At 66.0% G+C, this 23797-nt stretch carries 29 protein-coding genes; 28 read left to right on the top strand and 1 reads right to left on the bottom strand.

Annotated elements, in window-relative coordinates; translation table 11 throughout:
• Positions 1–24 precede the first annotated feature (24 nt).
• Entirely contained in the window at positions 25–1488 is a 1464-nt protein-coding gene (locus AC5WJ1_RS15505; protein WP_133093451.1) for a glutamate synthase subunit beta, read from the top strand.
• 85 nt (positions 1489–1573) lie between these two features.
• On the opposite strand, the gene AC5WJ1_RS15500 is transcribed toward AC5WJ1_RS15505, so the two are convergent.
• Positions 1574–2113 (bottom strand): GNAT family N-acetyltransferase, encoded by a 540-nt coding sequence (locus AC5WJ1_RS15500; RefSeq protein WP_494476209.1) that lies wholly within the window; start codon positions 2111–2113, stop codon positions 1574–1576.
• Positions 2114–2363: 250 nt separating this feature from the next.
• Here AC5WJ1_RS15500 and AC5WJ1_RS15495 point away from each other — a divergent pair, with 250 nt between their 5' ends.
• The 27 genes from AC5WJ1_RS15495 to AC5WJ1_RS15365 all read left to right on the top strand — a co-directional run bounded on the left by AC5WJ1_RS15495 (position 2364) and on the right by AC5WJ1_RS15365 (position 23642).
• Positions 2364–3452: a Bug family tripartite tricarboxylate transporter substrate binding protein gene (locus AC5WJ1_RS15495; protein WP_135706059.1), complete on the top strand. Its 1089-nt coding sequence runs from the start codon at positions 2364–2366 to the stop codon at positions 3450–3452.
• A gap of 135 nt (positions 3453–3587) precedes the next feature.
• Positions 3588–4406 (top strand): ABC transporter ATP-binding protein, encoded by an 819-nt coding sequence (locus AC5WJ1_RS15490; RefSeq protein WP_135706058.1) that lies wholly within the window; start codon positions 3588–3590, stop codon positions 4404–4406.
• Complete coding sequence (mlaE, locus tag AC5WJ1_RS15485) at positions 4406–5182, top strand: lipid asymmetry maintenance ABC transporter permease subunit MlaE (RefSeq protein WP_434033957.1); 777 nt, start codon at positions 4406–4408, stop codon at positions 5180–5182. The genes AC5WJ1_RS15490 and mlaE overlap by 1 nt, the downstream gene beginning before the upstream one ends.
• 77 nt (positions 5183–5259) lie before the next feature.
• Entirely contained in the window at positions 5260–5781 is a 522-nt protein-coding gene (gene mlaD / locus AC5WJ1_RS15480; protein WP_133093456.1) for an outer membrane lipid asymmetry maintenance protein MlaD, read from the top strand.
• Positions 5778–6782: an MlaA family lipoprotein gene (locus AC5WJ1_RS15475; RefSeq protein ID WP_371703153.1), complete on the top strand. Its 1005-nt coding sequence runs from the start codon at positions 5778–5780 to the stop codon at positions 6780–6782. The genes mlaD and AC5WJ1_RS15475 overlap by 4 nt, the downstream gene beginning before the upstream one ends.
• 211 nt (positions 6783–6993) lie before the next feature.
• Entirely contained in the window at positions 6994–7623 is a 630-nt protein-coding gene (locus AC5WJ1_RS15470) for an MlaC/ttg2D family ABC transporter substrate-binding protein (RefSeq protein WP_133093457.1), read from the top strand.
• A gap of 153 nt (positions 7624–7776) precedes the next feature.
• Complete coding sequence (locus AC5WJ1_RS15465; protein WP_133093458.1) at positions 7777–8094, top strand: STAS domain-containing protein; 318 nt, start codon at positions 7777–7779, stop codon at positions 8092–8094.
• 261 nt (positions 8095–8355) lie between these two features.
• Positions 8356–9306 carry an ABC transporter ATP-binding protein gene (locus tag AC5WJ1_RS15460; RefSeq protein ID WP_133093459.1) on the top strand — a complete coding sequence of 317 codons (951 nt, stop codon included), beginning with the start codon at positions 8356–8358 and terminating at the stop codon, positions 9304–9306.
• Positions 9303–10124: an ABC transporter permease gene (locus AC5WJ1_RS15455; RefSeq protein ID WP_133093460.1), complete on the top strand. Its 822-nt coding sequence runs from the start codon at positions 9303–9305 to the stop codon at positions 10122–10124. Before AC5WJ1_RS15460 ends, AC5WJ1_RS15455 begins: the two co-directional genes overlap by 4 nt.
• A 51-nt stretch (positions 10125–10175) precedes the next feature.
• A complete protein-coding gene (locus AC5WJ1_RS15450; protein WP_133093461.1) occupies positions 10176–10424 on the top strand; it encodes a BolA family protein in 249 nt (82 codons plus the stop codon).
• 81 nt (positions 10425–10505) lie between these two features.
• Positions 10506–11756 (top strand): UDP-N-acetylglucosamine 1-carboxyvinyltransferase, encoded by a 1251-nt coding sequence (gene murA, locus AC5WJ1_RS15445; protein WP_133093462.1) that lies wholly within the window; start codon positions 10506–10508, stop codon positions 11754–11756.
• A gap of 19 nt (positions 11757–11775) precedes the next feature.
• A complete protein-coding gene (gene hisG, locus AC5WJ1_RS15440) occupies positions 11776–12450 on the top strand; it encodes an ATP phosphoribosyltransferase (RefSeq protein WP_029047631.1) in 675 nt (224 codons plus the stop codon).
• A gap of 51 nt (positions 12451–12501) precedes the next feature.
• Positions 12502–13845, top strand: coding sequence for a histidinol dehydrogenase (gene hisD, locus AC5WJ1_RS15435; protein ID WP_133093463.1), 1344 nt, complete (start codon positions 12502–12504; stop codon positions 13843–13845).
• A gap of 35 nt (positions 13846–13880) precedes the next feature.
• Positions 13881–14981: a histidinol-phosphate transaminase gene (hisC, locus tag AC5WJ1_RS15430; protein ID WP_135706055.1), complete on the top strand. Its 1101-nt coding sequence runs from the start codon at positions 13881–13883 to the stop codon at positions 14979–14981.
• Between the two features lie 4 nt (positions 14982–14985).
• Complete coding sequence (gene hisB, locus AC5WJ1_RS15425; RefSeq protein WP_019451384.1) at positions 14986–15573, top strand: imidazoleglycerol-phosphate dehydratase HisB; 588 nt, start codon at positions 14986–14988, stop codon at positions 15571–15573.
• Positions 15574–15663: 90 nt separating this feature from the next.
• Complete coding sequence (locus tag AC5WJ1_RS15420; protein ID WP_133093465.1) at positions 15664–16287, top strand: YchE family NAAT transporter; 624 nt, start codon at positions 15664–15666, stop codon at positions 16285–16287.
• Positions 16284–16937 (top strand): imidazole glycerol phosphate synthase subunit HisH, encoded by a 654-nt coding sequence (gene hisH / locus AC5WJ1_RS15415; RefSeq protein WP_165971443.1) that lies wholly within the window; start codon positions 16284–16286, stop codon positions 16935–16937. Before AC5WJ1_RS15420 ends, hisH begins: the two co-directional genes overlap by 4 nt.
• A 194-nt stretch (positions 16938–17131) precedes the next feature.
• A complete protein-coding gene (gene hisA / locus AC5WJ1_RS15410; RefSeq protein ID WP_029047635.1) occupies positions 17132–17878 on the top strand; it encodes a 1-(5-phosphoribosyl)-5-[(5-phosphoribosylamino)methylideneamino]imidazole-4-carboxamide isomerase in 747 nt (248 codons plus the stop codon).
• A 93-nt stretch (positions 17879–17971) separates the two neighbouring features.
• On the top strand, positions 17972–18742 hold the full coding sequence (gene hisF, locus AC5WJ1_RS15405; RefSeq protein WP_063241228.1) for an imidazole glycerol phosphate synthase subunit HisF: 771 nt from the start codon (positions 17972–17974) through the stop codon (positions 18740–18742).
• A 2-nt stretch (positions 18743–18744) separates the two neighbouring features.
• Positions 18745–19149, top strand: a complete 405-nt coding sequence (hisI, locus tag AC5WJ1_RS15400; RefSeq protein ID WP_063241227.1) for a phosphoribosyl-AMP cyclohydrolase — start codon at positions 18745–18747, stop codon at positions 19147–19149.
• The gene (locus tag AC5WJ1_RS15395; RefSeq protein WP_133093467.1) at positions 19146–19523 is read left to right on the top strand and encodes a phosphoribosyl-ATP diphosphatase; all 378 of its coding nucleotides are present in this window, start codon (positions 19146–19148) and stop codon (positions 19521–19523) included. The genes hisI and AC5WJ1_RS15395 overlap by 4 nt, the downstream gene beginning before the upstream one ends.
• Before the next feature lie 73 nt (positions 19524–19596).
• On the top strand, positions 19597–19986 hold the full coding sequence (locus AC5WJ1_RS15390) for a DUF4870 family protein (RefSeq protein WP_133093468.1): 390 nt from the start codon (positions 19597–19599) through the stop codon (positions 19984–19986).
• 54 nt (positions 19987–20040) lie between these two features.
• On the top strand, positions 20041–20397 hold the full coding sequence (locus tag AC5WJ1_RS15385; protein ID WP_494476208.1) for a histidine triad nucleotide-binding protein: 357 nt from the start codon (positions 20041–20043) through the stop codon (positions 20395–20397).
• 146 nt (positions 20398–20543) lie between these two features.
• The gene (gene tatA / locus AC5WJ1_RS15380; protein ID WP_133093470.1) at positions 20544–20783 is read left to right on the top strand and encodes a Sec-independent protein translocase subunit TatA; all 240 of its coding nucleotides are present in this window, start codon (positions 20544–20546) and stop codon (positions 20781–20783) included.
• 84 nt (positions 20784–20867) lie between these two features.
• Complete coding sequence (gene tatB / locus AC5WJ1_RS15375; RefSeq protein WP_133093471.1) at positions 20868–21377, top strand: Sec-independent protein translocase protein TatB; 510 nt, start codon at positions 20868–20870, stop codon at positions 21375–21377.
• A gap of 125 nt (positions 21378–21502) precedes the next feature.
• The gene (tatC, locus tag AC5WJ1_RS15370) at positions 21503–22300 is read left to right on the top strand and encodes a twin-arginine translocase subunit TatC (protein ID WP_133093472.1); all 798 of its coding nucleotides are present in this window, start codon (positions 21503–21505) and stop codon (positions 22298–22300) included.
• A 241-nt stretch (positions 22301–22541) separates the two neighbouring features.
• On the top strand, positions 22542–23642 hold the full coding sequence (locus AC5WJ1_RS15365; RefSeq protein WP_133093473.1) for a porin: 1101 nt from the start codon (positions 22542–22544) through the stop codon (positions 23640–23642).
• Positions 23643–23797: the final 155 nt, after the last annotated feature.

The raw sequence follows: 23797 nt of genomic DNA, 5'->3' as shown, positions 1-23797 counted from the left end.
GCGCAGCATGACCAAGGACGCAACATGGGTAAGGCGACTGGCTTTCTCGAATTTCCGCGCCAGAATGAGGGCTACGAACCGGTAGTCAAGCGCGTGAAGCACTACAAGGAATTCGTGTTCGCGCTGTCCGACAGCGAAGCGAAGATCCAGGGTGCGCGCTGCATGGACTGCGGCATCCCGTTCTGCAACAACGGCTGCCCGGTCAACAACATCATTCCCGACTTCAACGACCTGGTGTACCGCCAGGACTGGAAGTCGGCGATCGAGGTCTTGCACCAGACCAACAACTTCCCCGAGTTCACCGGCCGCATCTGCCCGGCACCGTGCGAGGCCGCGTGCACGCTGGGCATCAACGAGCTGCCCGTGGGCATCAAGTCGATCGAGCACGCCATCATCGACAAGGCCTGGGAAGAAGGCTGGGTTGCACCGCAACTGCCGCGCCACAAGACCGGCAAGACCGTCGCCGTGGTCGGCTCCGGCCCCGCCGGCATGGCTGCCGCGCAGCAGCTGGCACGCGCCGGCCATGACGTAACCGTGTTCGAGAAGAACGACCGCATCGGCGGCCTGCTGCGCTACGGCATTCCCGACTTCAAGATGGAGAAGTCGCTGATCGACCGCCGCATGGAACAGATGCAGGCAGAAGGCGTGACCTTCCGCGCCGGCGTGATGGTGACCGATGGCGAACTGCCGGCCGGCATCAAGAACTACGCGCGTGAAACCATCTCGGCCCAGGCCCTGATGGACCAGTTCGACGCCGTGGTGCTGGCGGGCGGCGCGGAAGTGCCGCGCGACCTGCCGGTGCCGGGCCGCGACCTGGACGGCATTCACTTCGCGCTGGAAATGCTGATCCCGCAGAACAAGGAAGTGGCTGGCGATGGCGCCAACGACATCCGCGCCGAAGGCAAGAACGTGATCGTGATCGGTGGCGGCGATACCGGCTCCGACTGCGTGGGCACGTCCAACCGCCACGGCGCCACCTCGGTGACCCAGTTTGAGCTGCTGCCGCAGCCGCCGGAAGAAGAGAACAAGCCGCTGGTGTGGCCGTACTGGCCGATCAAGCTGCGCACCTCGTCGTCGCACGACGAAGGCTGCGAACGCGACTGGTCGGTCGCCACCAAGGAATTCATCGGCGAGAACGGCAAGGTCACCGCGCTGAAGGCCTGCCGCGTCGAGTGGAAGGATGGCCGCATGCAGGAAGTGGAAGGCAGCGAGTTCATCCTGCCGGCCGACCTGGTGCTGCTGGCGATGGGCTTCACCAACCCGGTGGGCTCGATGCTGGAAGCCTTCGGCGTCGACACCGATGCGCGCAAGAACGCCAAGGCCGCCACCGAGGGCGAGCGTGCTTACCACACCAACGTGCCCAAGGTGTTCGCCGCCGGCGACGTGCGCCGTGGCCAGTCGCTGGTGGTGTGGGCCATCCGCGAAGGCCGCCAGGCCGCGCGTTCGGTCGATGCATTCCTGATGGGGCATACCGACCTGCCGCGCTGATCCACAGCTCATTGCCGCAACAAAAAGCCCGCCTGGCGCAAGCCGGCGGGCTTTTTTCGTTGTGGACTCGGCGCCGCGGCGGGCCTCAGCCGGCCAGCGCCTTTTCCATCAGGACCGCGGCGGCGCCATAGTCCGCCAGCTTGCCAGCGTGCCGCGCCGCCGTTTCCACCGCCGCCGGCGCGTACCCGAGCCTGCGCCACCAGGGCGCCGCCGACTGTACGGCAATCAGCCGCGAATGCTTCAGTCCGGCCGCCAGCGCAGCCGCCTGCGCTGCCGCGTACAGGCGTGGCGCCAGCCCGCCGCCGCGGCCGCCAGGCGCCACGGCCATGTCGTGGACGAACCAGGTCAGGGGCGCCGGCGTTGGCGGCTGGCGCCAGCCGTCGTCGAGCACGCCATCGAGCGGGGGCAGGCTGGTCTCGGGCCAGGCGTGGGTGAACAGGTAGGCGGCCAGCGTGCCGGGCCGGTGCGGATCGTCGGCGACCCAGCAGGTGGTGGGGGAGAGCGCCAGCCGGCTGGCCAGCGCGCCGCGGCTTTCCAGCAGCACCTCGGTATAGCAGGCGGCCTGCACGGCCAGCACGGCGGGCAGGTCGGCGGCTGTCATGCGCCGCAGGGGAAACATCGTCATCGCGCGATTATAGCCGGCGGTTCATGCCGGGCCGCGGTGCGGCAGGCACTGGGCGGTGACCTGGTCATGGCGCGTTTGGCTAGGCTGGACAAGGCCTTCAGGGTTCTCCCGGCTATGGTTTACGTGCCTGTGGCCGTCCCGGCAATGTACTTACAATTTTCAAAAAAACAACTCACGGAAACCGCCTCGCGAATCCTTTTTCCCCAGAACCAGCTCGCCGTCCCCTCAGGGGATGGGTGGGAGGAAATTGATGACCGAAGTGCGCAATATGCCGCAGCTTTGGCGAGGTAACGCAAAGTTCGCGTCGTGGCAATCCACGTGGACATTGCTCCGGCGCTGGCTCAAGCCTTTCCTGTGCCTGTATGTCCTGGGCTGTGCCACGCTCGCGCTCGCCGTACCCGCGACGCCGGTGGTAGCCGGGCCGCAGTTGGTACGCAGCATGTCGTTCCCGAACCGGCCGATGCGCCTGATCGTGCCGTTCCCGGCCGGCGGCGTGGCCGACGCGGTCGCCCGCCTGCTGGCGGAGCGCCTGTCTGAGCGGCTGGGTGTGCTGATGGAGGTCGACAACCGCCCTGGCGCAGCCGGCACTACCGCCGGCGATGTCGTCGCCAAGGCCAGCTCGGACGGCCACACGCTGCTTTTCCACCAGGCCAATATGCTGATCCAGCCGGGGCTGGAGCCGGTGCCATATGACGTGGTGCGCGATTTCACCCCGGTGGCGCGGGTCGCCACCACGCCGCTGTTCCTGGTGATCGACGCCCGGCTGCCGATGCGTACGCCGGAGCAGTGGATGACCGCGGTGAAATCCAACCCGGCTTCCTACAGCTACGGCTATGGCCAGCCGGGCAGCCCCTCCCACCTGTACGCCCAGTACGCCGTGCGCGGCATCCGCAACGGCGTGCCGCTGGTCACCGCCAAGGGCGAGGCCGCGGTGGTGCAGGAGATGCTCGCCGGCCGCATCAGCGCCTGCTTCTGTTCGTATGCCGCGGTGCAGAGCCAGGTCCGCAGTGGCGGGCTGCGGCTGATCGGCGTTACCGGCGTGGCGCGCTCGCCGCTGGCGCCGCTGGTGCCAACGCTGCAGGAGTCTGGGTTGGAAGGGTACGCGGCGGCCGCCTGGTTTGGCGTGATGGCGCCCGCCAAGACGCCGCGGGCGATCGTTGCGCGGCTGGCAATCGAACTCGACGCGGTGATGTCCGAGCGCGAGGTGCGCTCCCGGCTGCAGGCCGCCGGGCTGACGACGCTGCGCGATTCGCCGGAGGCGTTCGCCACGGCGATCCGTTCGGAATCGATCCAGTGGCAGGTGATCCTGCGGGACGTCAGCCAGGTGCAGGAACCTTAAAGCGAGAATTTTCGCTCACAGAATCAGACCCTTTCCTATTGCATCGGTCGGCAGCGATGTGGTGCCCGGCACACGGGTGCCAGCAGGGCTAGGTAGTACACCTTATAATGCGCCCCTGTCCCGACCGGTGCCAACGTGACCGACCCTGCTCAAAACCTCGTCGAACTGAATGCGGTGGATTTCGCCTATGCGGACCACGGCAAGCCCATCCTGTCCGGCCTCACCATGCAGTTCCCGCGTGGCAAGGTGATCGCGGTCATGGGCGGTTCGGGGTGCGGCAAGACCACGGTGCTGCGGCTGATCGGCGGCCAGGTGCGCCCGCAGGCGGGCACGGTCCGCTTCGACGGCACCGATATCCACCGGCTGGATACCCGCGGCCTGTACGGGGTGCGGCGCCAGATGGGCATGCTGTTCCAGTTCGGCGCGCTGTTTACCGATTTGTCGGTCTTCGACAATGTGGCCTTCCCGCTGCGCGAGCATACCGACCTGCCGGACTCGATGATCCGCGACCTGGTGCTGATGAAGCTGAACGCGGTCGGCCTGCGCGGCGCCCGCGACCTGATGCCGTCGCAGATCTCGGGCGGCATGGCGCGGCGCGTGGCGCTGGCGCGCGCGATCGCGCTCGATCCCGCGCTGCTGATGTATGACGAGCCCTTCGCCGGCCTCGACCCGATCTCGCTCGGCCTGACCGCCCGCCTGATCCGCAGCCTCAACGACGCGCTCGGCGCGACCACGATCATCGTCTCGCACGACGTGCACGAGACCTTCCAGATCGCCGACTACGTGTATTTCATTGCCGACGGGCGCATCGCCGCGCAGGGCGAGCCCGAGGCGCTGCGCGCCTCCACCGACCCCTTCGTGCACCAGTTCGTCCACGCCGAGGCCGACGGCCCGGTGCCGTTCCACTATCCGGGACCGTCGCTGGCCGAGGACTTTGCCGGAGGTGCGCGGTGATCGGCTTCCTTGCCACCATCGGCGCGGCCGTGCGCCGCAGCGTGACGGGCCTGGGCCATGCCACGCGCATGTTCCTTGCCGTGCTGGGCCTGTCGCCGGCGCTGCTGCGCCGATTCCGGCTCGTGACCGACCAGGTTTTCTTTGTCGGCAACCTGTCGCTGGTGATCATCGCCGTGTCGGGCCTGTTCGTCGGCTTCGTGCTCGGCCTGCAGGGCTATTACACGCTGAACCGCTACGGCTCGGAGCAGGCGCTGGGCCTGCTGGTGGCGCTGTCGCTGGTGCGCGAACTGGGGCCGGTGGTGACCGCGCTGCTGTTTGCGGGCCGCGCCGGCACTTCGCTGACCGCCGAGATCGGCCTGATGAAGGCGGGCGAGCAGCTGACCGCGATGGAAATGATGGCGGTGAATCCGCTGCAGCGCGTGGTTGCGCCGCGTTTCTGGGCGGGCGTGATCGCCATGCCGGTGCTGGCGGCGATCTTCAGCGCGGTGGGCATCCTGGGCGGCTACGTGGTCGGCGTGCAGCTGATCGGCGTCGACGCCGGCGCGTTCTGGTCGCAGATGCAGGGCGGCGTCGACGTGCGCGCCGACGTGCTCAACGGCGTGGTCAAGAGCTTTATTTTCGGCATTGCCGTGACGTTCATCGCCTTGTACCAGGGCTTTGAGGCCAAGCCGACGCCCGAAGGCGTCTCGCGCGCGACCACCCGCACCGTGGTGATCGCGTCGCTGGCGGTGCTGGGGCTGGATTTCCTGCTGACCGCGCTGATGTTCAGCAACTGAGGCCGCACCAGAAGCGCGGGCGATACTGACAAAAAAGACAGCGACAAGACACTACAGGGTTGAAGAAAGAGATTCCAATGAAAAAGATCACACTCGATTTCTGGGTGGGGCTGTTTGTTGCGGCGGGGTTTGTGGCCCTGCTGTTCCTGGCCCTCAAGGCGGGCAACATGAGCGCCTTTACCTTCCAGGACACTTACAGCGTGCAGGCCCGCTTCGACAATATCGGCGGGCTCAAGCCGCGCGCGCCGGTCAAGAGCGCCGGCGTGGTGGTCGGCCGCGTCGCGGCGATCCGCTTCGACGACAAGACCTACCAGGCCACCGTCGAGATGAACCTGGAGAAGCGCTACCAGTTTCCCAAGGACACCTCGGCCAAGATCCTGACCTCGGGCCTGTTGGGCGAGCAATACATCGGCCTGGAAGCCGGTGGCGACACCGCCATGCTGGCCGATGGCGCCCGCATCACCATGACGCAGTCCGCGGTGGTGCTGGAAAACCTGATCGGGCAGTTCCTGTACAACAAGGCGGCGGATGCCGGTGGTGCCAGCGGCTCGCCCGCGGCCGGCGCCAGCGCGCCGGCGCTGGGTGGGGATGCCAAATGAGGGTTGTCCCCCCCGTCAAGCCGGGCCGCGTTGCACGCCGCCCGGTGGCCGGCCTGATGGCCGCGGCGGCAGCCGCTGCGCTGATCGCCGGCTGCGCCACCGGCCCCACGGCCAACCCGAAGGATCCACTGGAGCCCTTTAACCGCGAAGTCTCGAAGATCAACGAGGACTTCGACAAGGGCATCCTGCGCCCGGTGGCCGAGCTGTACGCCGACTACATGCCGACGCCGGTGCAGCGCGCGGTGGAGAATTTCTTCTCCAACGTCAGCGATGCCTATTCGGCGGTGAACAACCTGCTGCAGGGCAAGCCCACGCGCGCCGCCGAGGATTCGATGCGGGTCGCGATGAACTCGGTGCTTGGCCTGGGCGGGCTGATCGACATCGCCACGCCGGCCGGCCTGCCCAAGTACAAGGAAGACTTCGGCCAGACGCTGGGTGTGTGGGGCGTGCCGCCAGGCCCGTACCTGGTGCTGCCGCTGTTCGGCCCGAGCTCGGTGCGCGATACCGGCGGCATGCTGGTGGACCGCCAGTTCGACCCGTCGGCCTATATCTACCCGGTATCGCTGCGCAATTCGCTGGCCGGCGTGCGCATCGTCGCGGGCCGCGCGCAGCTGCTTGGCGCGAGCAACCTGCTGGAGCAGGCGGCGCTGGACAAGTACTCGTTCCTGCGCGACTCCTACCTGCAGCGGCGCCAGTACCTGGTTTACGATGGCAATCCGCCGGAAGCCGACGACGCTGACAGCGATGGCGCCGCACCCGCAGCACCGGCTGCCCCGGATGACGCCGGCGAGAAGCCTGCTGGCGCCACCACGCCCGCGGCACCGGCACCTGCCGCACAACCGGCGGATGCGTCCGCGCCCGCGGCCACGCCGCCGGCCGATGCGTCGGCCCCGGCCGCCACGCCTCCCAAGGGCGACATCCAGCCGGAAAGCCAGAGCCTGCCGGTGCCGCCGGTGGAGCCGATGCAGCGTATCGTCCCCGGCGTGATCCGCATTCGCTAAGCGCCTTGTGCGCCAGTCCCGGGGGCCGGCGCCAGGCTGTGAATGCCCTGTCAGGGCTGAAACAATTTGTTTGGAAGTGGCGGAGAAGGCGCTGGTCCGTGCGACGCGCGGGCCGTGCTTATGTTCCAATCACCGCAAGGCCGCTGCCGGCAGGCGGCGCCAGTCCGGTGTACTTCGCCGGCAAACGTCTTTGAGAAAGAAGGAAAAATCCATGATTAAGCGACTGTTGGTCCCCTTCCTTACGGTAGTAGCCTTCGCCGGCGCTGCCCATGCACAGGTGTCGGGCACGGACGCCGCCACGCCGGACGGGCTGGTGAAGGCCGTGGTCAACGACGTAATGACGACCGTCAAGGCCGACAAGGACATGCAGGCCGGCAATATTGCCAAGATCACCGCGCTGGTCGAGCAAAAGATCATCCCCAACGCCAACTTCCAGAAGACCACGCAGATCGCGATGGGCCGCAACTGGTCGAAGGCGACGCCCGAGCAGCAGAAGCAGATCACCGAGGAGTTCAAGACCCTGCTGATCCGCACCTACGCCGGCGCCATCGCGCAGATCCGTGACCAGGCCGTGCAATACCGCCCGTACCGCGGCACGCCTGAGGACACCGATGCCACCATCCGCACCCAGGTCATCAACAAGGGCGAGCCGATCCAGATGGACTACCGCCTGGAGAAGACCGCGAACGGCTGGAAGGTCTACGACATCAACGTGCTGGGTGCGTGGCTGACCGAGGCCTACAAGGGCAGCTTCAATACCATCGTCGGCCAGCAGGGCGTCGAGGGTGTGATCAAGACGCTGCAGGACCGCAACCGCCAGCTGGCCAACGCCAAGAGCTAAGCCGCGGCGAGCGCGCGCCGCTGCAATGCAGCACAGCGCGCCGATCTTGCACTACAATGGCCGTTCGCGGCACTGGCTCCCGCCTCAGCGCGGGAGCTTTTGTTTGCGCCGCCTTGCTCTCCATCCAAGCCGATTACGTTTCCTGACGCCACCATGCTTTCGCTGGGTACCTCGCTGACCAACCAGAACGCCGCGGCCGTGCTGCGCGACGGGCTGGCGCGCGTGGCGCAGGGCGGGGCGCAGGGCAAGGTGCAGGTCGATTGCACGGGCCTGGCGCAGGTGGATTCCTCCGCAGTTGCCGTGCTGCTGGCGTGGCATCGTGCCGCAGCCGCGCGCAACCTGGCGCTGTCGCTGCGCGGGGTGCCGGCGCAGCTGTCGCAGCTGGCCGGCCTGTATGGCGTCGATGGCCTGCTGGGCCTGGCGAACGGCGCCGACGCGCTTTCCCGTCCGGGCCACCACCACCGACATTGATCCGGCATCGCCGGGCGCAGCGATTGCGTCCGAACGCGATGCCCCGGCGACGGCCTGGTGCGTCGCCGCGCCCAGCGGACCATCCGGTGGGGGATCAAGCGGGACCTACCCCTGATCCCCTATAATTCCGGGTTGTTCGCCCTTCCCCCCGCCTGATTCCGGTGCATGCCAAGCCGGCCCAGGAAATCCGGGCACACAGTAGTTCCCCATTCCAGGCGGCTGGCCCCCCAAAAAAGGCCGGACACGCCACAGACAACGGCCATGAAAGCCATTGAAATCCACGACGTCCGCAAGCGCTACCGCAACCTCCAGGCGCTCAAGGGCGTCAGCTTCACCGTCGAACGCGGCGAATTCTTCGGCCTGCTCGGGCCGAACGGCGCCGGCAAGACCACGCTGATCTCGATTCTCGCCGGCCTGAACCGCGCCGACTCCGGCGGCGTCCGTGTGCTGGGCCACGATGTCGTATCCGACTACCGGATGGCGCGGCGTATGCTTGGCGTGGTGCCGCAGGAGCTGGTGTTCGACCCGTTCTTCACGGTGCGCGAGACGCTGCGGCTGCAGTCCGGCTATTTCGGCCTGACCCGCAACGACGACTGGATCGACGAGATCATGGCCAACCTGGACCTGACCAGCAAGGCCGATTCCAATATGCGCCAGTTGTCCGGTGGCATGAAGCGCCGCGTGCTGGTGGCGCAGGCGCTGGTACACCGCCCGCCGGTGATCGTGCTGGACGAACCCACCGCCGGCGTCGACGTCGAGCTGCGCCAGACGCTGTGGAAATTCATCTCGCGCCTGAACCGGGAAGGCCACACCATCATCCTGACCACGCACTACCTGGAAGAGGCCGAGGCGCTGTGTGACCGCATCGCCATGCTCAAGTTCGGCGAAGTGGTGGCGCTGGACCGCACCAGCAACCTGCTGACGCAGTTCGCCGGGCTGCAACTGGTGCTGACTTTCGCGCAGGGCACCCTGCCGCATGCGCTGGAGCCGCTGCGTATGCCGGCCAACCCGGGCGAGCGCGCGGTGCGGCTGCGGCTGTCGGGCTACCAGGCGGTCGAGCCGATCCTGGCCGCCTGCCGCGAAGCGGGCTGTGACATCGAAGACATGGAAATCAACAAGGCCGACCTCGAAGACGTGTTTGTCCAGATCATGCGCCGCGAGGGCCACATGCCGGGCGCGCTGCCCGACCCCGCCATGGAGGCCGCGGCATGAAGCAGCCTGGCGAAATCGAACTGGTGGAAGACGCCCGCCTGGGCCCGATGGCCGTTGGCGGCCTGGTCGGCTTCCGGACCCTGCTGTACAAGGAAGTGCTGCGCTTCTGGAAGGTCAGCTTCCAGACCGTGGCCGCGCCGGTGCTGACCGCGGTGCTGTACCTGCTGATCTTCGGCCACGTGCTGGAAGACCGCGTCAAGATCTACGACCAGATCAGCTACACCGCCTTCCTGGTGCCCGGCCTGGTGATGATGAGCGTGCTGCAGAACGCCTTCGCCAACAGCTCGTCGTCGCTGATCCAGTCCAAGATCACCGGCAACCTGGTGTTCGTGCTGCTGCCGCCGCTGTCGCACTGGGAGATGTTCGGTGCCTATGTGCTGGCCTCGGTGATCCGCGGGCTGACCGTGGGCCTGGGCGTGCTGCTGGTGACGGCATGGTTTGCCAACCTGCACTTTGCCAACATCGGCTGGATCGTGGTGTTCGCACTGCTGGGCGCGGGCATCCTCGGTACGCTTGGCCTGATCGCCGGCATCTGGGCCGAGAAGTTCGACCAGCTCGCCGCGTTCCAGAACTTCCTGATCATGCCGGCCACTTTCCTGTCCGGCGTGTTCTATTCGATCCATTCGCTGCCGGCCTTCTGGCAGGCGGTGTCCCATGCCAATCCGTTCTTCTACATGATCGACGGCTTCCGCTATGGCTTCTTCGGCGTCTCGGACGTGTCGCCGCTGTTTAGCCTGGCGGTGGTGGGATCGGCCTTCGTGGTGCTGGCGGCGCTGGCGCTGCGGCTGCTGAAATCCGGCTACAAGCTGCGCCACTGAGCGCCGCCGCACTGACATCGCGCACATTCTGAATACGCTGAAGAGAACCCCATGCTGCCTACACCGGAACAAGTCAGGGAATACATTGCCCAAGGATTGCCCTGCGAACATCTGGAAGTCGAGGGCGACGGCCAGCACTTCTTTGCCACCATCGTCAGCAACGAGTTCGAAGGCAAGCGGCTGATCCAGCGCCACCAGCGTGTCTATGCCGCGCTGGGCGACCGCATGCGCGCCGAGATCCATGCGCTGTCGATGAAGACGCTGACGCCCGCCGAGTGGCAGGCAGGTGAGGGCAAGTAAGCTCAGGCCGTGCCGCACCGCGCCGCATGCGCGGTTGAAAACAATGATGCCGGGTCCAGGCCCGGCCAGAACCGACACAACATGGACAAATTCCAGATCCAGGGCAACGGTCCGCTACGGGGCGAAGTCCGCGTTTCGGGCGCCAAGAATGCCGCGCTGCCGATCCTGTGCGCGGGCTTGCTCACGGCCGATACCGTCTCGCTGGATAACGTGCCCAACCTGCAGGACGTGCGCACCACGCTCAAGCTGCTGCGCCTGATGGGCATGCGCGCCGAGCAGGATGGCGCCACCGTCGCGCTCAACGGCGCCGACGTCAACTCGCTCGAAGCCCCGTACGAGCTGGTCAAGACCATGCGCGCCTCGATCCTGGTGCTGGGTCCGCTGGTGGCGCGCTTCGGCGAGGCCCGGGTCTCGCTGCCCGGCGGCTGCGGCATCGGCGCGCGGCCGGTCGACCAGCACATCAAGGGCCTGCAGGCGATGGGCGCCGAGATCAGCATCGAGCATGGCTTTATCCATGCCCGTGCCCGGCGCCTGAAAGGCGCGCGCGTGGTCACCGACATGATCACCGTGACCGGCACCGAGAACCTGCTGATGGCCGCCACGCTGGCCGAAGGCGAAACCGTGCTGGAAAACGCCGCGCGCGAGCCGGAAGTCACCGACCTGGCTCACCTGCTGGTCAAGATGGGCGCGAAGATCGACGGCATCGGCACTGACCGGCTGGTGGTGCAGGGCGTCGACAGGCTGCACGGCGCCCGCCACAGCGTGGTCGCAGATCGCATCGAGGCCGGGACCTTCCTGTGCGCGGCGGCCGCGACGCTGGGCGAACTGGTGCTGCGCGACGTGCGCCCGGACCTGCTCGACGCCGTGCTCGACAAGCTGCGCGAAGCCGGCGCCCGCATCGAGACCGGCGCCGACTGGATCCGCCTGGCGATGCCGCACCGCGCCAGGGCGGTGAGCTTCCGCACCTCGGAATACCCCGCCTTCCCGACCGACATGCAGGCCCAGTTCATGGCGTTGAATGCCGTGGCCGAAGGCACCGCGCGCGTGACCGAGACCATCTTCGAGAACCGGTTCATGCACGTGCAGGAACTGAACCGACTCGGCGCCGACATCGCCGTGGAAGGCAACACCGCGGTGGTCAGCGGCGTGCCGCGCCTGTCCGGCGCCAGCGTGATGGCGACCGACCTGCGCGCCTCCGCCAGCCTGGTCATCGCCGGCCTGGTCGCCGAGGGCGACACCGTGATCGACCGTATCTATCACCTGGACCGCGGCTACGACCGCATGGAAGACAAGCTGTCTGCAGTGGGCGCCAAGATTCGCCGCATTGCCTGAGCACGAGGACTGACGCACGATGAGCCCCACTTTCAACGCATCGCCCAACCAGCTGACGCTGGCGCTGTCCAAGGGCCGCATCTTCACCGAGACGCTGCCGCTGCTCGAAGCCGCCGGCATCCAGGTCACCGAGGATCCCGAGACCTCGCGCAAGCTGATCCTGCCGACCTCGGACCCCGCCGTGCGCGTGGTGATCGTGCGCGCTTCGGACGTGCCGACCTACGTGCAGTACGGCGCCGCCGACTTCGGCGTGGCCGGCAAGGACGTGCTGATGGAGCATGGCATGGCCGGCCTGTACGCGCCGATCGACCTCAATATCGCCCGCTGCCGCATGTCGGTGGCGGTGCCGGCCGGGTTTGACTACGCCAGCGCGGTGCGCCAGGGCGCGCGCCTGGCGGTGGCCACCAAGTACGTGCAGACCGCGCGCGAGCATTTTGCGAAAAAGGGCGTTCACGTCGATCTGATCAAGCTGTACGGTTCGATGGAGCTGGGCCCGCTGGTGGGCCTGTCCGATGCCATCGTCGACCTGGTCAGCACCGGCAGCACGCTGCGCGCCAACAATCTGGTCGAAGTGGAAGAGATCGTGCAAATTTCGTCGCGGCTGGTGGTGAACCAGGCTGCGCTCAAACTCAAGCGCGAGCGGCTGGCGCCGATCCTCGACGCTTTCGAACGCGCTTCGGCGGCGCTGGTGTAGGGCCACATCGGGCCACATCAGGCCGGTACCGACCGAGAAGGAAAAGAAGTCATGAACGCAACCGTATCCGAAATGGAAAACCTGCCGATCCGCCGGCTTGATTCCAGCGAGCCGGGCTTTGCCGAGGCGCTGCGCCAGGTGCTGGCCTTCGAGGCCGGCGAGGACGAGGCCATCGACCGCGCCGCGGCACAGATCCTGGCCGACGTGAAGGTCCGCGGCGACGCCGCGGTGCTGGAGTACACGAAGCGCTTCGACCGCATGGAAGCGCCGTCGATCGCGGCGCTCGAGCTGTCCCAGACTGAACTGGAAGCCGCTCTCGAAGACCTCGAGCCCAAGCGCCGCGCCGCGCTGGAAGCCGCTGCCGCGCGCGTGCGTGCCTACCACGAGAAGCAGAAGATCGAGTGCGGCAGCCACAGCTGGGAGTACACCGAGGCCGACGGCACCATGCTGGGCCAGAAGGTGACGCCGCTGGACCGCGTCGGCATCTACGTGCCGGGCGGCAAGGCCGCCTACCCATCGTCGGTGCTGATGAACGCGATCCCGGCGCGTGTGGCCGGCGTGAAGGAGATCATCATGGTCGTGCCCACGCCCGGCGGCGTGCGCAACGAGCTGGTGCTGGCCGCCGCGCAGATCGCCGGCGTCGACCGCGTCTTCACCATCGGTGGCGCGCAGGCCGTGGGCGCGCTGGCCTACGGCACCGCGACGCTGCCGCAGGTCGACAAGATCGTCGGCCCGGGCAATGCCTATGTGGCCGCGGCCAAGCGGCGCGTGTTCGGCACCGTCGGCATCGACATGATCGCCGGGCCTTCCGAGATCCTGGTGATCTGCGACGGCACCACCGACCCCGACTGGGTGGCGATGGACCTGTTCTCGCAGGCCGAGCACGACGAACTGGCGCAGTCGATCCTGCTGTGCCCGGACTCGGACTACATCGCCCGCGTCGAAGCCAGCATCCAGCGCCAGCTGCCGACCATGCCGCGCCGCGACGTGATCGCTTCGTCGATCTCCGGCCGCGGCGCGCTGGTCAAGGTGCGCGACATGGAAGAAGCCTGCGAGATCGCCAACGCGATCGCGCCGGAGCACCTGGAAATCTCCGCCGAGAACCCGCGCCAGTGGAGCGAGAAGATCCGCCACGCCGGCGCCATCTTCCTCGGCCGCTATACCAGCGAATCGTTGGGCGACTACTGCGCCGGCCCCAACCACGTGTTGCCGACCTCGCGCACGGCGCGCTTCTCGTCGCCGCTGGGCGTCTATGACTTCCTGAAGCGCTCGAGCCTGATCGAGGTCAGCGAGGGCGGGGCGCAGATGCTTGGCCAGATCGCCGCCGAGCTCGCGTATGGCGAAGGTCTGCAGGCCCACGCCCGCAGCGCGGAATACCGTTTCAAGCGCAGTTGATTTACTGAACCAACGCAGTCAAACCAGGAGTTTCCATGTCAGCCGTAGAGCCCTCCCTGATCGAACGCATCATCCGTGACGACGTGCGCGCCATGGGCGCCTACCACGTCCCGGATTCGCACGGTCTGGTCAAGCTCGACGCGATGGAAAACCCGTACCGCCTGCCGCAGGAGCTGCGCCAGCAGCTGGCCGCGCGGCTGGGCGAGGTGGCGCTAAACCGCTACCCGGTGCCCAGCAGCGAAGCGCTGCGCGCCAGGCTCAAGGATGTGATGCAGGTGCCCGCCGGCATGGACGTGCTGCTGGGCAACGGCTCGGACGAGATCATCAGCATGCTGGCGCTGGCCGCGGCCAAGCCGGGCGCCACGGTGATGGCGCCGGTGCCGGGCTTTGTCATGTATGCGATGTCGGCGCAGTTTGCCGGGCTCGAGTTCGTCGGCGTACCGCTGCGCGCCGACTTCACTCTCGATCGCGACGCCATGCTGGCGGCGATGGCCGAGCACCAGCCCGCCATCATTTACCTGGCCTATCCGAACAACCCCACCGGCAACCTGTTCGACGCGGCCGACATGGAGGCCATCCTCCGTGCCGCGCAAGGCGATGTCTGCAACAGCCTGGTGGTGGTCGACGAGGCCTACCAGCCGTTCGCGCAGCAAAGCTGGATGCCGCGCCTGACGGACTTCGGCAACCTGCTGGTGATGCGCACCGTGTCCAAGCTCGGCCTGGCCGGCATCCGCCTGGGCTACCTGGCCGGGGCGCCGGAGTGGCTGGCGCAGATCGACAAGGTGCGCCCGCCCTACAACGTCAACGTGCTGACCGAGGCCGCCGCGCTCTTCGCGCTGGAGCATGTGTCGGTGCTGGACGAACAGGCCGCGCAACTGCGCGCCGAGCGCACCCGCGTGGCCGACGGCATGGCCGCGCATGCAGGCGTCACGGTGTTCCCAAGCGCCGCCAACTTCCTGCTGGCGCGCGTGCCGGATGCGGCACAGACCTTCGACCGCCTGCTGGCGCGGAAGGTATTGATCAAGAACGTGAGTAAAATGCACCCGTTGCTGGCCAATTGTCTGCGCGTCACGGTCAGCACGCCCGAAGAAAACGCGCAGTTCCTTGAGGCATTCGCAGCGTCGCTGCAGGATTAACACCATGCGTGTTGCAGAGGTCACCCGCAATACTTCGGAAACGCAAATCCGCGTTTCCCTGAATCTCGACGGCACCGGCCGCCAGAAGCTGGCGTCGGGCGTGCCGTTCCTCGACCACATGCTCGACCAGATCGCCCGGCATGGCATGTTCGACCTGGAGGTCGAAGCCACCGGCGACACGCATATCGACGACCACCACACGGTGGAAGACGTCGGCATCACGCTCGGCCAGGCCGTCGCCAGGGCCATTGGCGACAAGAAGGGCATCACCCGCTACGGCCACAGCTACGTGCCGCTGGACGAATGCCTGTCGCGCGTGGTGATCGACTTCTCCGGCCGCCCCGGCCTGGAATTCCACGTGCCGTTCACCCGTGCGCGCGTGGGCAGCTTCGACGTCGACCTGACCATCGAGTTCTTCCGCGGTTTCGTCAACCATGCGGGCGTGACCCTGCATATCGACAACCTGCGCGGCATAAATGCCCACCATCAGTGCGAAACCGTGTTCAAGGCCTTTGGCCGGGCACTGCGCATGGCGGTGGAGCTGGATCCGCGCGCGGCCAACACGATCCCGTCGACCAAGGGTACGCTCTGAGCTTCCTGAACCCGTAGGCGTGCCGGCTGGTTGCGGCGCCCGCCCACCTCTCTATCCAATACCGCCAGCGATGCTGGCAACCCGCAACCGATGGATACGCTCAAGTCGTTTATCTCGCTGCTGGCGCTGATCAACCCGATCGGGGCGATCCCGTTCTTCATCAGCCTGACCAGCCAGCAGACCGAAGCGGAAAAGCTGCGTACCATCAAGATCGCGTCGATCTCGGTGGCGATCGTGGTGGCGGTGTCGGCGTTGCTGGGGCAGCAGATCATCGAGTTCTTCAATATCTCGGTGGCATCGCTGCAGGTGGGTGGCGGCCTCATCATGATCATGATGGCCATGAACATGCTGAACGCGCAGACCGGCCGCACCAAGGCCACGCCGGAAGAAGAGGATGAGGCCGAGGTAAAGTCCAGCATCGCGGTGGTGCCGCTGGCGCTGCCGCTGCTGACCGGGCCGGGCTCGATCAGCACGGTGATCGTCTATGCCGGCAAGACCCAGCACTGGTACCAGCTGCTGATTTTGGTGGGCATTGGCGCGCTGCTGGGTTCGGTGGTGTACATGGTGTTCCGCGCGGCCGACCCGATCGCCCGGGTGATCGGCCGCACCGGCATCAATATCGGCACGCGCCTGATGGGGCTGATCCTGTCGGCGCTGGCTGTTGAATTCATCGTGGACGGGCTGAAGACATTGTTGCCTGTTTTGAAATCATGACTACCATAGCAATTGTGGATTACGGCATGGGCAACCTGCGCTCGGTGGCGCAGGCACTGCGTGCCGCGGCACCGGAAGCGGACGTGCGGGTGGTGGATGCCCCCGAAGGCATCCGCAGCGCGGATCGCGTGGTGCTGCCCGGCCAGGGCGCGATGCCGGACTGCATGTCGGCACTGGGCGCCTCGGGCTTGCAGGAAGCGGTGGTCGAGGCCGCCGGCAGCAAGCCGATGCTTGGTGTGTGCGTCGGCGAACAGATGCTGTTCGAGTTCAGCACCGAAAGTCGTGCTGGCGCGGACCGCACACCGGCGCTGGGGCTGATGCCCGGCCAGGTGGTGCGTTTTGCGCTGGACGGCATGACGCAGCCCGATGGCTCGCGTTTCAAGGTGCCGCAGATGGGCTGGAACCGGGTGCGCCAGGCGAAGCCGCACCCGCTGTGGGCCGGGATTCCCGACGACAGCTGGTTCTATTTCGTCCACAGTTACTACGTGCAGGCGCAGGATCCGGCCCATATCGCCGGCGAAACGGAGTATGGAGTCGTGTTTACCAGCGCGGTAGCCCGCGATAATATTTTCGCGACGCAGTTCCACCCCGAGAAGAGCGCGGCCCTGGGCCTGCAGCTGTACCGGAACTTCGTCCACTGGAATCCATAAGGCGCACCGGACACCCCGAATCGCTTGTTTGACGATTGTTCGACCGAGAACCAGACAGACCCGTCACCGGACCCTGACCCTGACCCTTCACGCAACCCGTCAAGCGACCAGTTCCCGATCGAACATCGACCCCGACCTGACCGGCCTCGCCGGTCTCGCTCAACCTCACTTACTCAACCACGCTCGTCACGCATATGTTGCTCATTCCGGCCATCGACCTGAAGGACGGTCAGTGTGTACGCCTCAAACAAGGCGACATGGACCAGGCCACCGTCTTTTCCGAAGATCCCGCCGCCATGGCACGCCACTGGGTGGAGCAGGGCGCGCGGCGCCTCCACCTGGTGGACCTGAACGGCGCGTTCGTGGGCAAGCCCCGCAACGAGGCGGCCATCAAGGCCATCATCGCCGAGGTCGGCGATGAGATCCCGGTGCAACTGGGGGGCGGTATCCGCGACCTGAACACCATCGAACGCTGGCTGGACGACGGCTTGTCGTACGTCATCATCGGCACCGCGGCGGTGAAGAATCCCGGCTTCCTGAAGGACGCCTGCTCGGCCTTCGGCGGCCACATCATCGTCGGCCTCGATGCCAAGGACGGCAAGGTCGCCACCGACGGCTGGAGCAAGCTGACCGGGCATGAAGTGGCGGACCTGGCGCGCAAGTATGAAGATTACGGTGTCGAAGCCATCATCTATACCGACATCGGCCGCGACGGCATGCTGCAGGGGATCAATATCGACGCCACCGTCAAGCTGGCGCAGTCGATGTCGATCCCGGTGATCGCCAGCGGCGGCCTGTCCAACCTGGCGGATATCGACAACCTGTGCGCGGTCGAGGGCGAGGGTGTGGAAGGCGTCATCTGCGGCCGCGCGATCTACTCCGGTGATCTGAACTTTGCCGATGCGCAGGCCCGTGCCGACAAGCTGCGCGACGGCCAGTAAGGCCAACGCGGGCCCAACGCAAGCCAACGCGCCCGCGGGCGCAGCCGCTGTCGCACCGGTGCCTTGCCGGCGCGGCGGCGGACAAGGACTCTCATGCTAGCCAAACGTATCATCCCCTGCCTGGACGTGACCAACGGGCGGGTGGTCAAGGGCGTCAACTTCGTTGAGCTGCGCGATGCGGGCGACCCCGTGGAAATCGCGCGCCGCTATGACGAGCAGGGCGCCGACGAAATCACATTCCTCGACATCACCGCCACCAGCGACGGGCGCGACCTGATGCTGCATATCATCGAGGACGTCGCCTCGCAGGTGTTCATTCCGCTGACGGTCGGCGGCGGCGTGCGCACGGTCGAAGACGTGCGGCGCCTGCTCAATGCCGGCGCGGACAAGATCAGCGTCAACTCGTCGGCCATCGCCAACCCGCAGCTGGTGTCCGACGCCACCGCCAAATACGGTTCGCAGTGCATCGTGGTGGCGATCGATGCCAAGCGCAGCTCCGCCCCGGGCGAGCCGTCGCGCTGGGAAGTCTTCACCCACGGCGGGCGCAAGGCTACCGGCCTGGACGCGGTCGAATGGGCGCGTGAAATGGCCGCGCGCGGCGCCGGCGAGATCCTGCTGACCAGCATGGACCGCGACGGCACCAAGAGCGGCTTCGACCTGGAACTGACCCGCGCCGTCAGCGACGCGGTGCCGGTGCCGGTGATCGCCTCGGGCGGCGTCGGCGGGCTGCAGGACCTCGCCGACGGCATCACCAAGGGCCGCGCCGACGCGGTGCTGGCCGCCAGCATCTTCCACTACGGCCAGCATACCGTGGGCGAAGCCAAGGCATTCATGGCCCGCGAGGGCATTCCCGTGCGGATCTGATCATGGCAAAGAAGTGGCTCAACAAGGTCAAGTGGGACGATAACGGCCTGGTGCCGGTGATCGTGCAGGAAGTGGGTTCGAACGACGTGCTGATGTTCGCGTTCATGAACCGCGACGCGCTGCAGCGCACCGTGGAACTGGGCGAGGCCGTGTTCTGGTCGCGCTCGCGCAAGCGCCTGTGGCACAAGGGCGAAGAGTCCGGCCACGTGCAGAAGGTGCATGAGATCCGCCTCGACTGCGACGAGGACGTGGTGCTGCTCAAGGTCACGCAGGTGGACAGCATCGCCTGCCATACCGGGCGCCATTCCTGCTTCTTCCAGAAATTCGAGGGCGATGCGGAGGCGGGTGACTGGCAGACCGTCGAGCCCGTGTTGAAAGACCCTGCACAGATCTATACCAAGCCATGAGCGACACCCAACCGAGCAGCAGCGATGTGCTGGCACGCGTGGCCGAAGTGCTCGAATCGCGCAAGCCCGCCAATGGCGGCGACCCCGCCAAGTCCTATGTTGCCAAGCTGTACAGCAAGGGCGACGACGCGATCCTGAAGAAGATCGGCGAGGAAGCCACCGAGACCGTGATGGCGGCCAAGGACGCGCGCGCTGCCGGCCACAGCGGCAGCGAGGCCGGCAAGCTGGTCTATGAGGTGGCGGACCTGTGGTTCCACACCCTGGTGTTGCTGGCAAACTTCGGGCTGGGCCCGGACGACGTGGTCAACGAACTGGCACGGCGAGAAGGGCTCTCCGGCCTGGAAGAAAAAGCCCGGCGCAAGGAAGAGGGCTGACCTGCTGACCAGTCGCTGTGCTGGCCAGTTTCCCGCCTGCCGCGAGGCAGGCCATCGCAGAACAAGGGCAAACATGGCGAACGACTATACCGCGCAGGTTACCGGCCCCAGCAGCGAACAGCAGAGCAGCCTGCGCAAGCTGCTGCATATCCTGTACGCGCTGTACGCGATCTTCTGGCTGACCGGCGGCATTACCGCGCTGATCGCTATCATCATCGACTACGTCAAGCGCGACGACGCGCGCGGTTCGCTGTATGCCTCGCACTTCGCATGGCAGATCCGCTCGTTCTGGTGGTCGGTGGCGTGGGCGGTGCTGGGCGGCGTGCTGTTCGCCACCGTGGTGCTGATGCCGCTGGCGTTTGCGGTGTGGGCCGTGCTGTCGCTGTGGATGCTGTATCGTATCGTCAAGGGCTGGCTGTACCTCAACGACAGCAAGCCGATGTACCCGGATCAGCAGTTCTGATGCCGGGCGGACACGGTACCCTCGGGGTGCAGGGTTCGCCGCAATGAAATTTTCATGAACGTTCAGGATAATTGCATCTTCTGCAAGATCGTGGCCGGCCGGATACCGTCGCGCAAGGTGTACGAAGACGACGACATGGTGGCCTTTCACGATATCCATCCCAAGGCCCCGGTACACCTGCTGGTCATCCCCAAGTCGCATGTCGGCTCGCTGGCCGATTGCGGCGCCGGCGAAGGGGAGGTGCTTGCTAGAATGATGCTGAAGGTGCCTGAACTGGCGCGCGCGGCAGGCTGTGGCAACGGCTTCCGGACGGTGATCAATACCGGGCCGGACGGCGGCCAGGAAATCTACCACCTGCATCTGCATGTGCTCGGTGGGCCGCGCCACGAGTGGAAGGGACCGCTGCCCTGAACGGGCAGCCTTGGCATGGGAGCGCCCGGGCGGCAACGCCGGGGCAAATGCTGCGCCGGCAACCGTCGCCCGGCGCGGCCATAACGGGACGGAACAACGGGTCCGGGCGACTATGACTACGCCCGAGGCTTCACCAGGAGCAAGAGATGGGTTCGTTTAGCATTTGGCACTGGCTGATCGTGCTGGTGATCGTCATGCTTGTGTTTGGCACCAAGAAGCTGCGCAATATCGGCCAGGACCTGGGCGGCGCGGTCAAGGGTTTCAAGGATGGCATGAAGGACGGCGAAGACAAGGAAAAGTCGGCCCAGGCCGCCCAGTCCAAGGAACTGCGCGACTCCACCACCATCGACGTAGAAGCCAAGGAAAAGTCGCGCCAGCAGCAGTAAGCCGGCGGTGCGCTATCCCCTTCCCGCGATCGTGGCTGCCTGTGCGCAGCCCCGCGTCTCCGCTGTCTTCCGCATGATGTCCGCATGATTGATCTCGGCATTTCCAAGCTGGCACTGATCGGTGCCGTGGCACTGATCGTGATCGGTCCCGAGCGGCTGCCCAAGGTCGCCCGCACCGTTGGCGCTCTGGTCGGCCGCGCGCAACGCTATATCAATGACGTCAAGGCCGAGGTCAGCCGCGAAGTCGAGCTGGAAGAATTGCGCAAGATGCGCTCTGAATTCGAGGAAGCGGCGCGCGACGTCGAGCGCACCATCCACAAGGAAGTCAGCGAGCAGACCCAGGCACTGAACGAAGCGCTCGGCGGCACTGAAGCGGGCACCGAAGGCGTCAGCGCCGGCGGCGACAGCTTCGTGCCAAGCTGGGACGCGGCGCACAAGGCTCACAACGGCCGCAAGAGCTGGCGCGTGAAGCAGGGCGCGCGGCCGCTGTGGTTCAAGCGCCAGCACAATGTGCGGGTCTGGGTGCAGTCGGGCGCCGCGCGCGTGAAGCGCCACCGCCCGGCCAGCCGGCCGTCCCGTTCCTTCTTCGAGTGAGCATGTTGCGCGTGCCGGCCCATGCCGGGGCTGCCGCCGCCATCGCCATGCCCGTCCAACCGCGCCGCGCCGAGCGGCATCATCGATCCCACCTTGCCAGCCTGCGCGGCTGAGCGGTCCACGCCATGAGCGACACCCGGTCCCCAGATCCCCAAGACCCGCAAGACGAGTCGCAGCAGGAAACCTTCATTTCCCACCTGATCGAGTTGCGCCAGCGCCTGGTCAAGGCGGTGGCCGGGATCATCCTGGTCTTCGTTTGCCTGGTCTACTGGGCGCCGGTCATCTTCAACCTGTTTGCGGCGCCGCTGATGCAGTCGCTGCCCAAGGGCGGCAAGATGATCGTGACCGACGTCACCGGCTCGTTCTTCGTGCCGATGAAGGTCACGTTGCTGGTGGCGTTCCTGATCGCGCTGCCATGGGTGCTGTACCAGGTCTGGCAGTTTGTCGCGCCCGGGCTGTACCAGCATGAGAAGCGGCTGATCCTGCCGCTGGTCTCGAGCAGCTACATCCTGTTCCTCTGTGGCGTGGCGTTTGCGTACTTCCTGGTGTTCCCGACGGTGTTCCACTTCATGGCGCACTACAACGCGCCGCTGGGTGCGGACATGTCGACCGACATCGACAAGTACCTCAGCTTCGCCATGACTACCTTCCTGGCCTTCGGCATCACCTTCGAGGTGCCGGTGGTGGTGATCGTGCTCGTCCGGTTCGGCGTGGTCGAACTGGAAAAGCTCAAGCAGATCCGCCCGTATGTGATCGTGGGGGCGTTTATCATCGCCGCCATCGTGACGCCGCCCGATGTGCTGTCGCAGTTGCTGCTGGCGGTTCCGCTGGTGCTGCTCTATGAACTTGGGCTGGTCATGGCGCGCTTCGTCGGCCGTCCGGCCGCGCAAACCGAGGCTTCAGCGGAAACGCAGACGGACTAATACCGCTGAGGTAGGTATACCGAGCCATCCACCCCGTTTTTGCACCAAAACGGGGATTTTTTTGCCCGGCCGTGTTGTTCGATCACAACAAAAACCGTTGGTAAGCGTGGTTTACGCCGAAAAAGCCTTCTGAGGGCTGGGGGGGCTGGCACATAATACGCAGCAGACGTGAATGTAAATACGTCGCCCAAGCACTTGGGCAACCAAGATTTCCCAATCAGTTGACAAGGAAAGTGTCGATATGAAGATGAAACTGTTTGCTGCTGCCGTCGCCGCTCTGGCCGCTGGCGGCGCGTATGCCCAATCGAGCGTGACCCTGTACGGCGTGGCTGACGTTGGCCTCGAGTACAACACCAATGCCAACGCCGCTGGCGACGACCTGTTCCGTATGGCGTCGGGTAACCAATCCGGTTCGCGCTGGGGCCTGCGTGGCGTGGAAGATCTGGGCGGCGGCCTGAAGGGCGTGTTCGTGCTGGAAAGCGGTTTCGAACTGGACAACGGTACTTCGGCCCAAGGCGGTCGTCTGTTCGGTCGTCAAGCTTACGTCGGTCTGCAAAGCCAATACGGCTCGCTGCTGCTGGGCCGTCAACAGACCTCGTTCTATGACTTCGGTCTGATCTATGACCCGATGGCCATCTCGTCGCGTTATGGCATCCTGGCTCAAGACTCCCAGTTTGCTGCTCGCGCTGACAACACCGTCAAGTACATCGGCACCTTCGGTGGCCTGACCGCATCGGCTTTCTACAGCTTCAACAACAACGGCCAAGAAACCGCTGGCGCGTTCCGCCGCGGCCAACAGTACGGCGCGCTGCTGAACTACGCAGCTGGCCCGTTCTCGGTTGGCGCTGCCTACGACGAAATCCACGGCACCGTGTCGGCTGCTGGTGTTGACCAAAGCGGTCAGCGCACCCGCCGCGCTACCGTTGGCGCCAACTACGCCTTCGGTCCGGCCAAGGTGTACGCTGGCTATCGCTGGGCCAAGGCTTTCGACGGCGCCCCGCTGACGGGCGGCACGACGGTTGACAACGGTGTTGTCACCACGTCGACCTCGTCCAACCTGTACTGGCTGGGTCTGGGCTACCAACTGACCCCGGCGTTCTCGCTGTCGGGCGCTGCTTACTACCAGGACTTCCGCAAGAGCGACGCAGATCCGTGGCAATTCGTGATCACGGCCGACTACGCGCTGTCGAAGCGTACCGACGTGTACACCTCGCTGTCGTACGCTCTGAACGACAAGGGCTCGGCCCTGGGCGTGAACGGCTTCAACACCGCCACGACCACCAACGTTCAGCCGAACAAGGATCAGTTCGGTGCTGTGGTTGGTCTGCGCCACAAGTTCTAATCCAGCGCGAGCGTAAGCTCGCTTGAGATTGGCTTGCAGAAGGCCGGCGTCCGCAAGGATGCCGGCCTTTTGTCTTGTCTGAGAAGTCTTGGCGTCGGGGCAGAGGCTCACGAGCAGGCGGGAGCCAGCCGGGACCTCTGTACAGCGTCGCGGCG

It is taken from the genome of Cupriavidus sp. MEYA8 (assembly GCF_059278825.1).
This window is presented reverse-complemented; position numbering and strand designations above follow the sequence as displayed.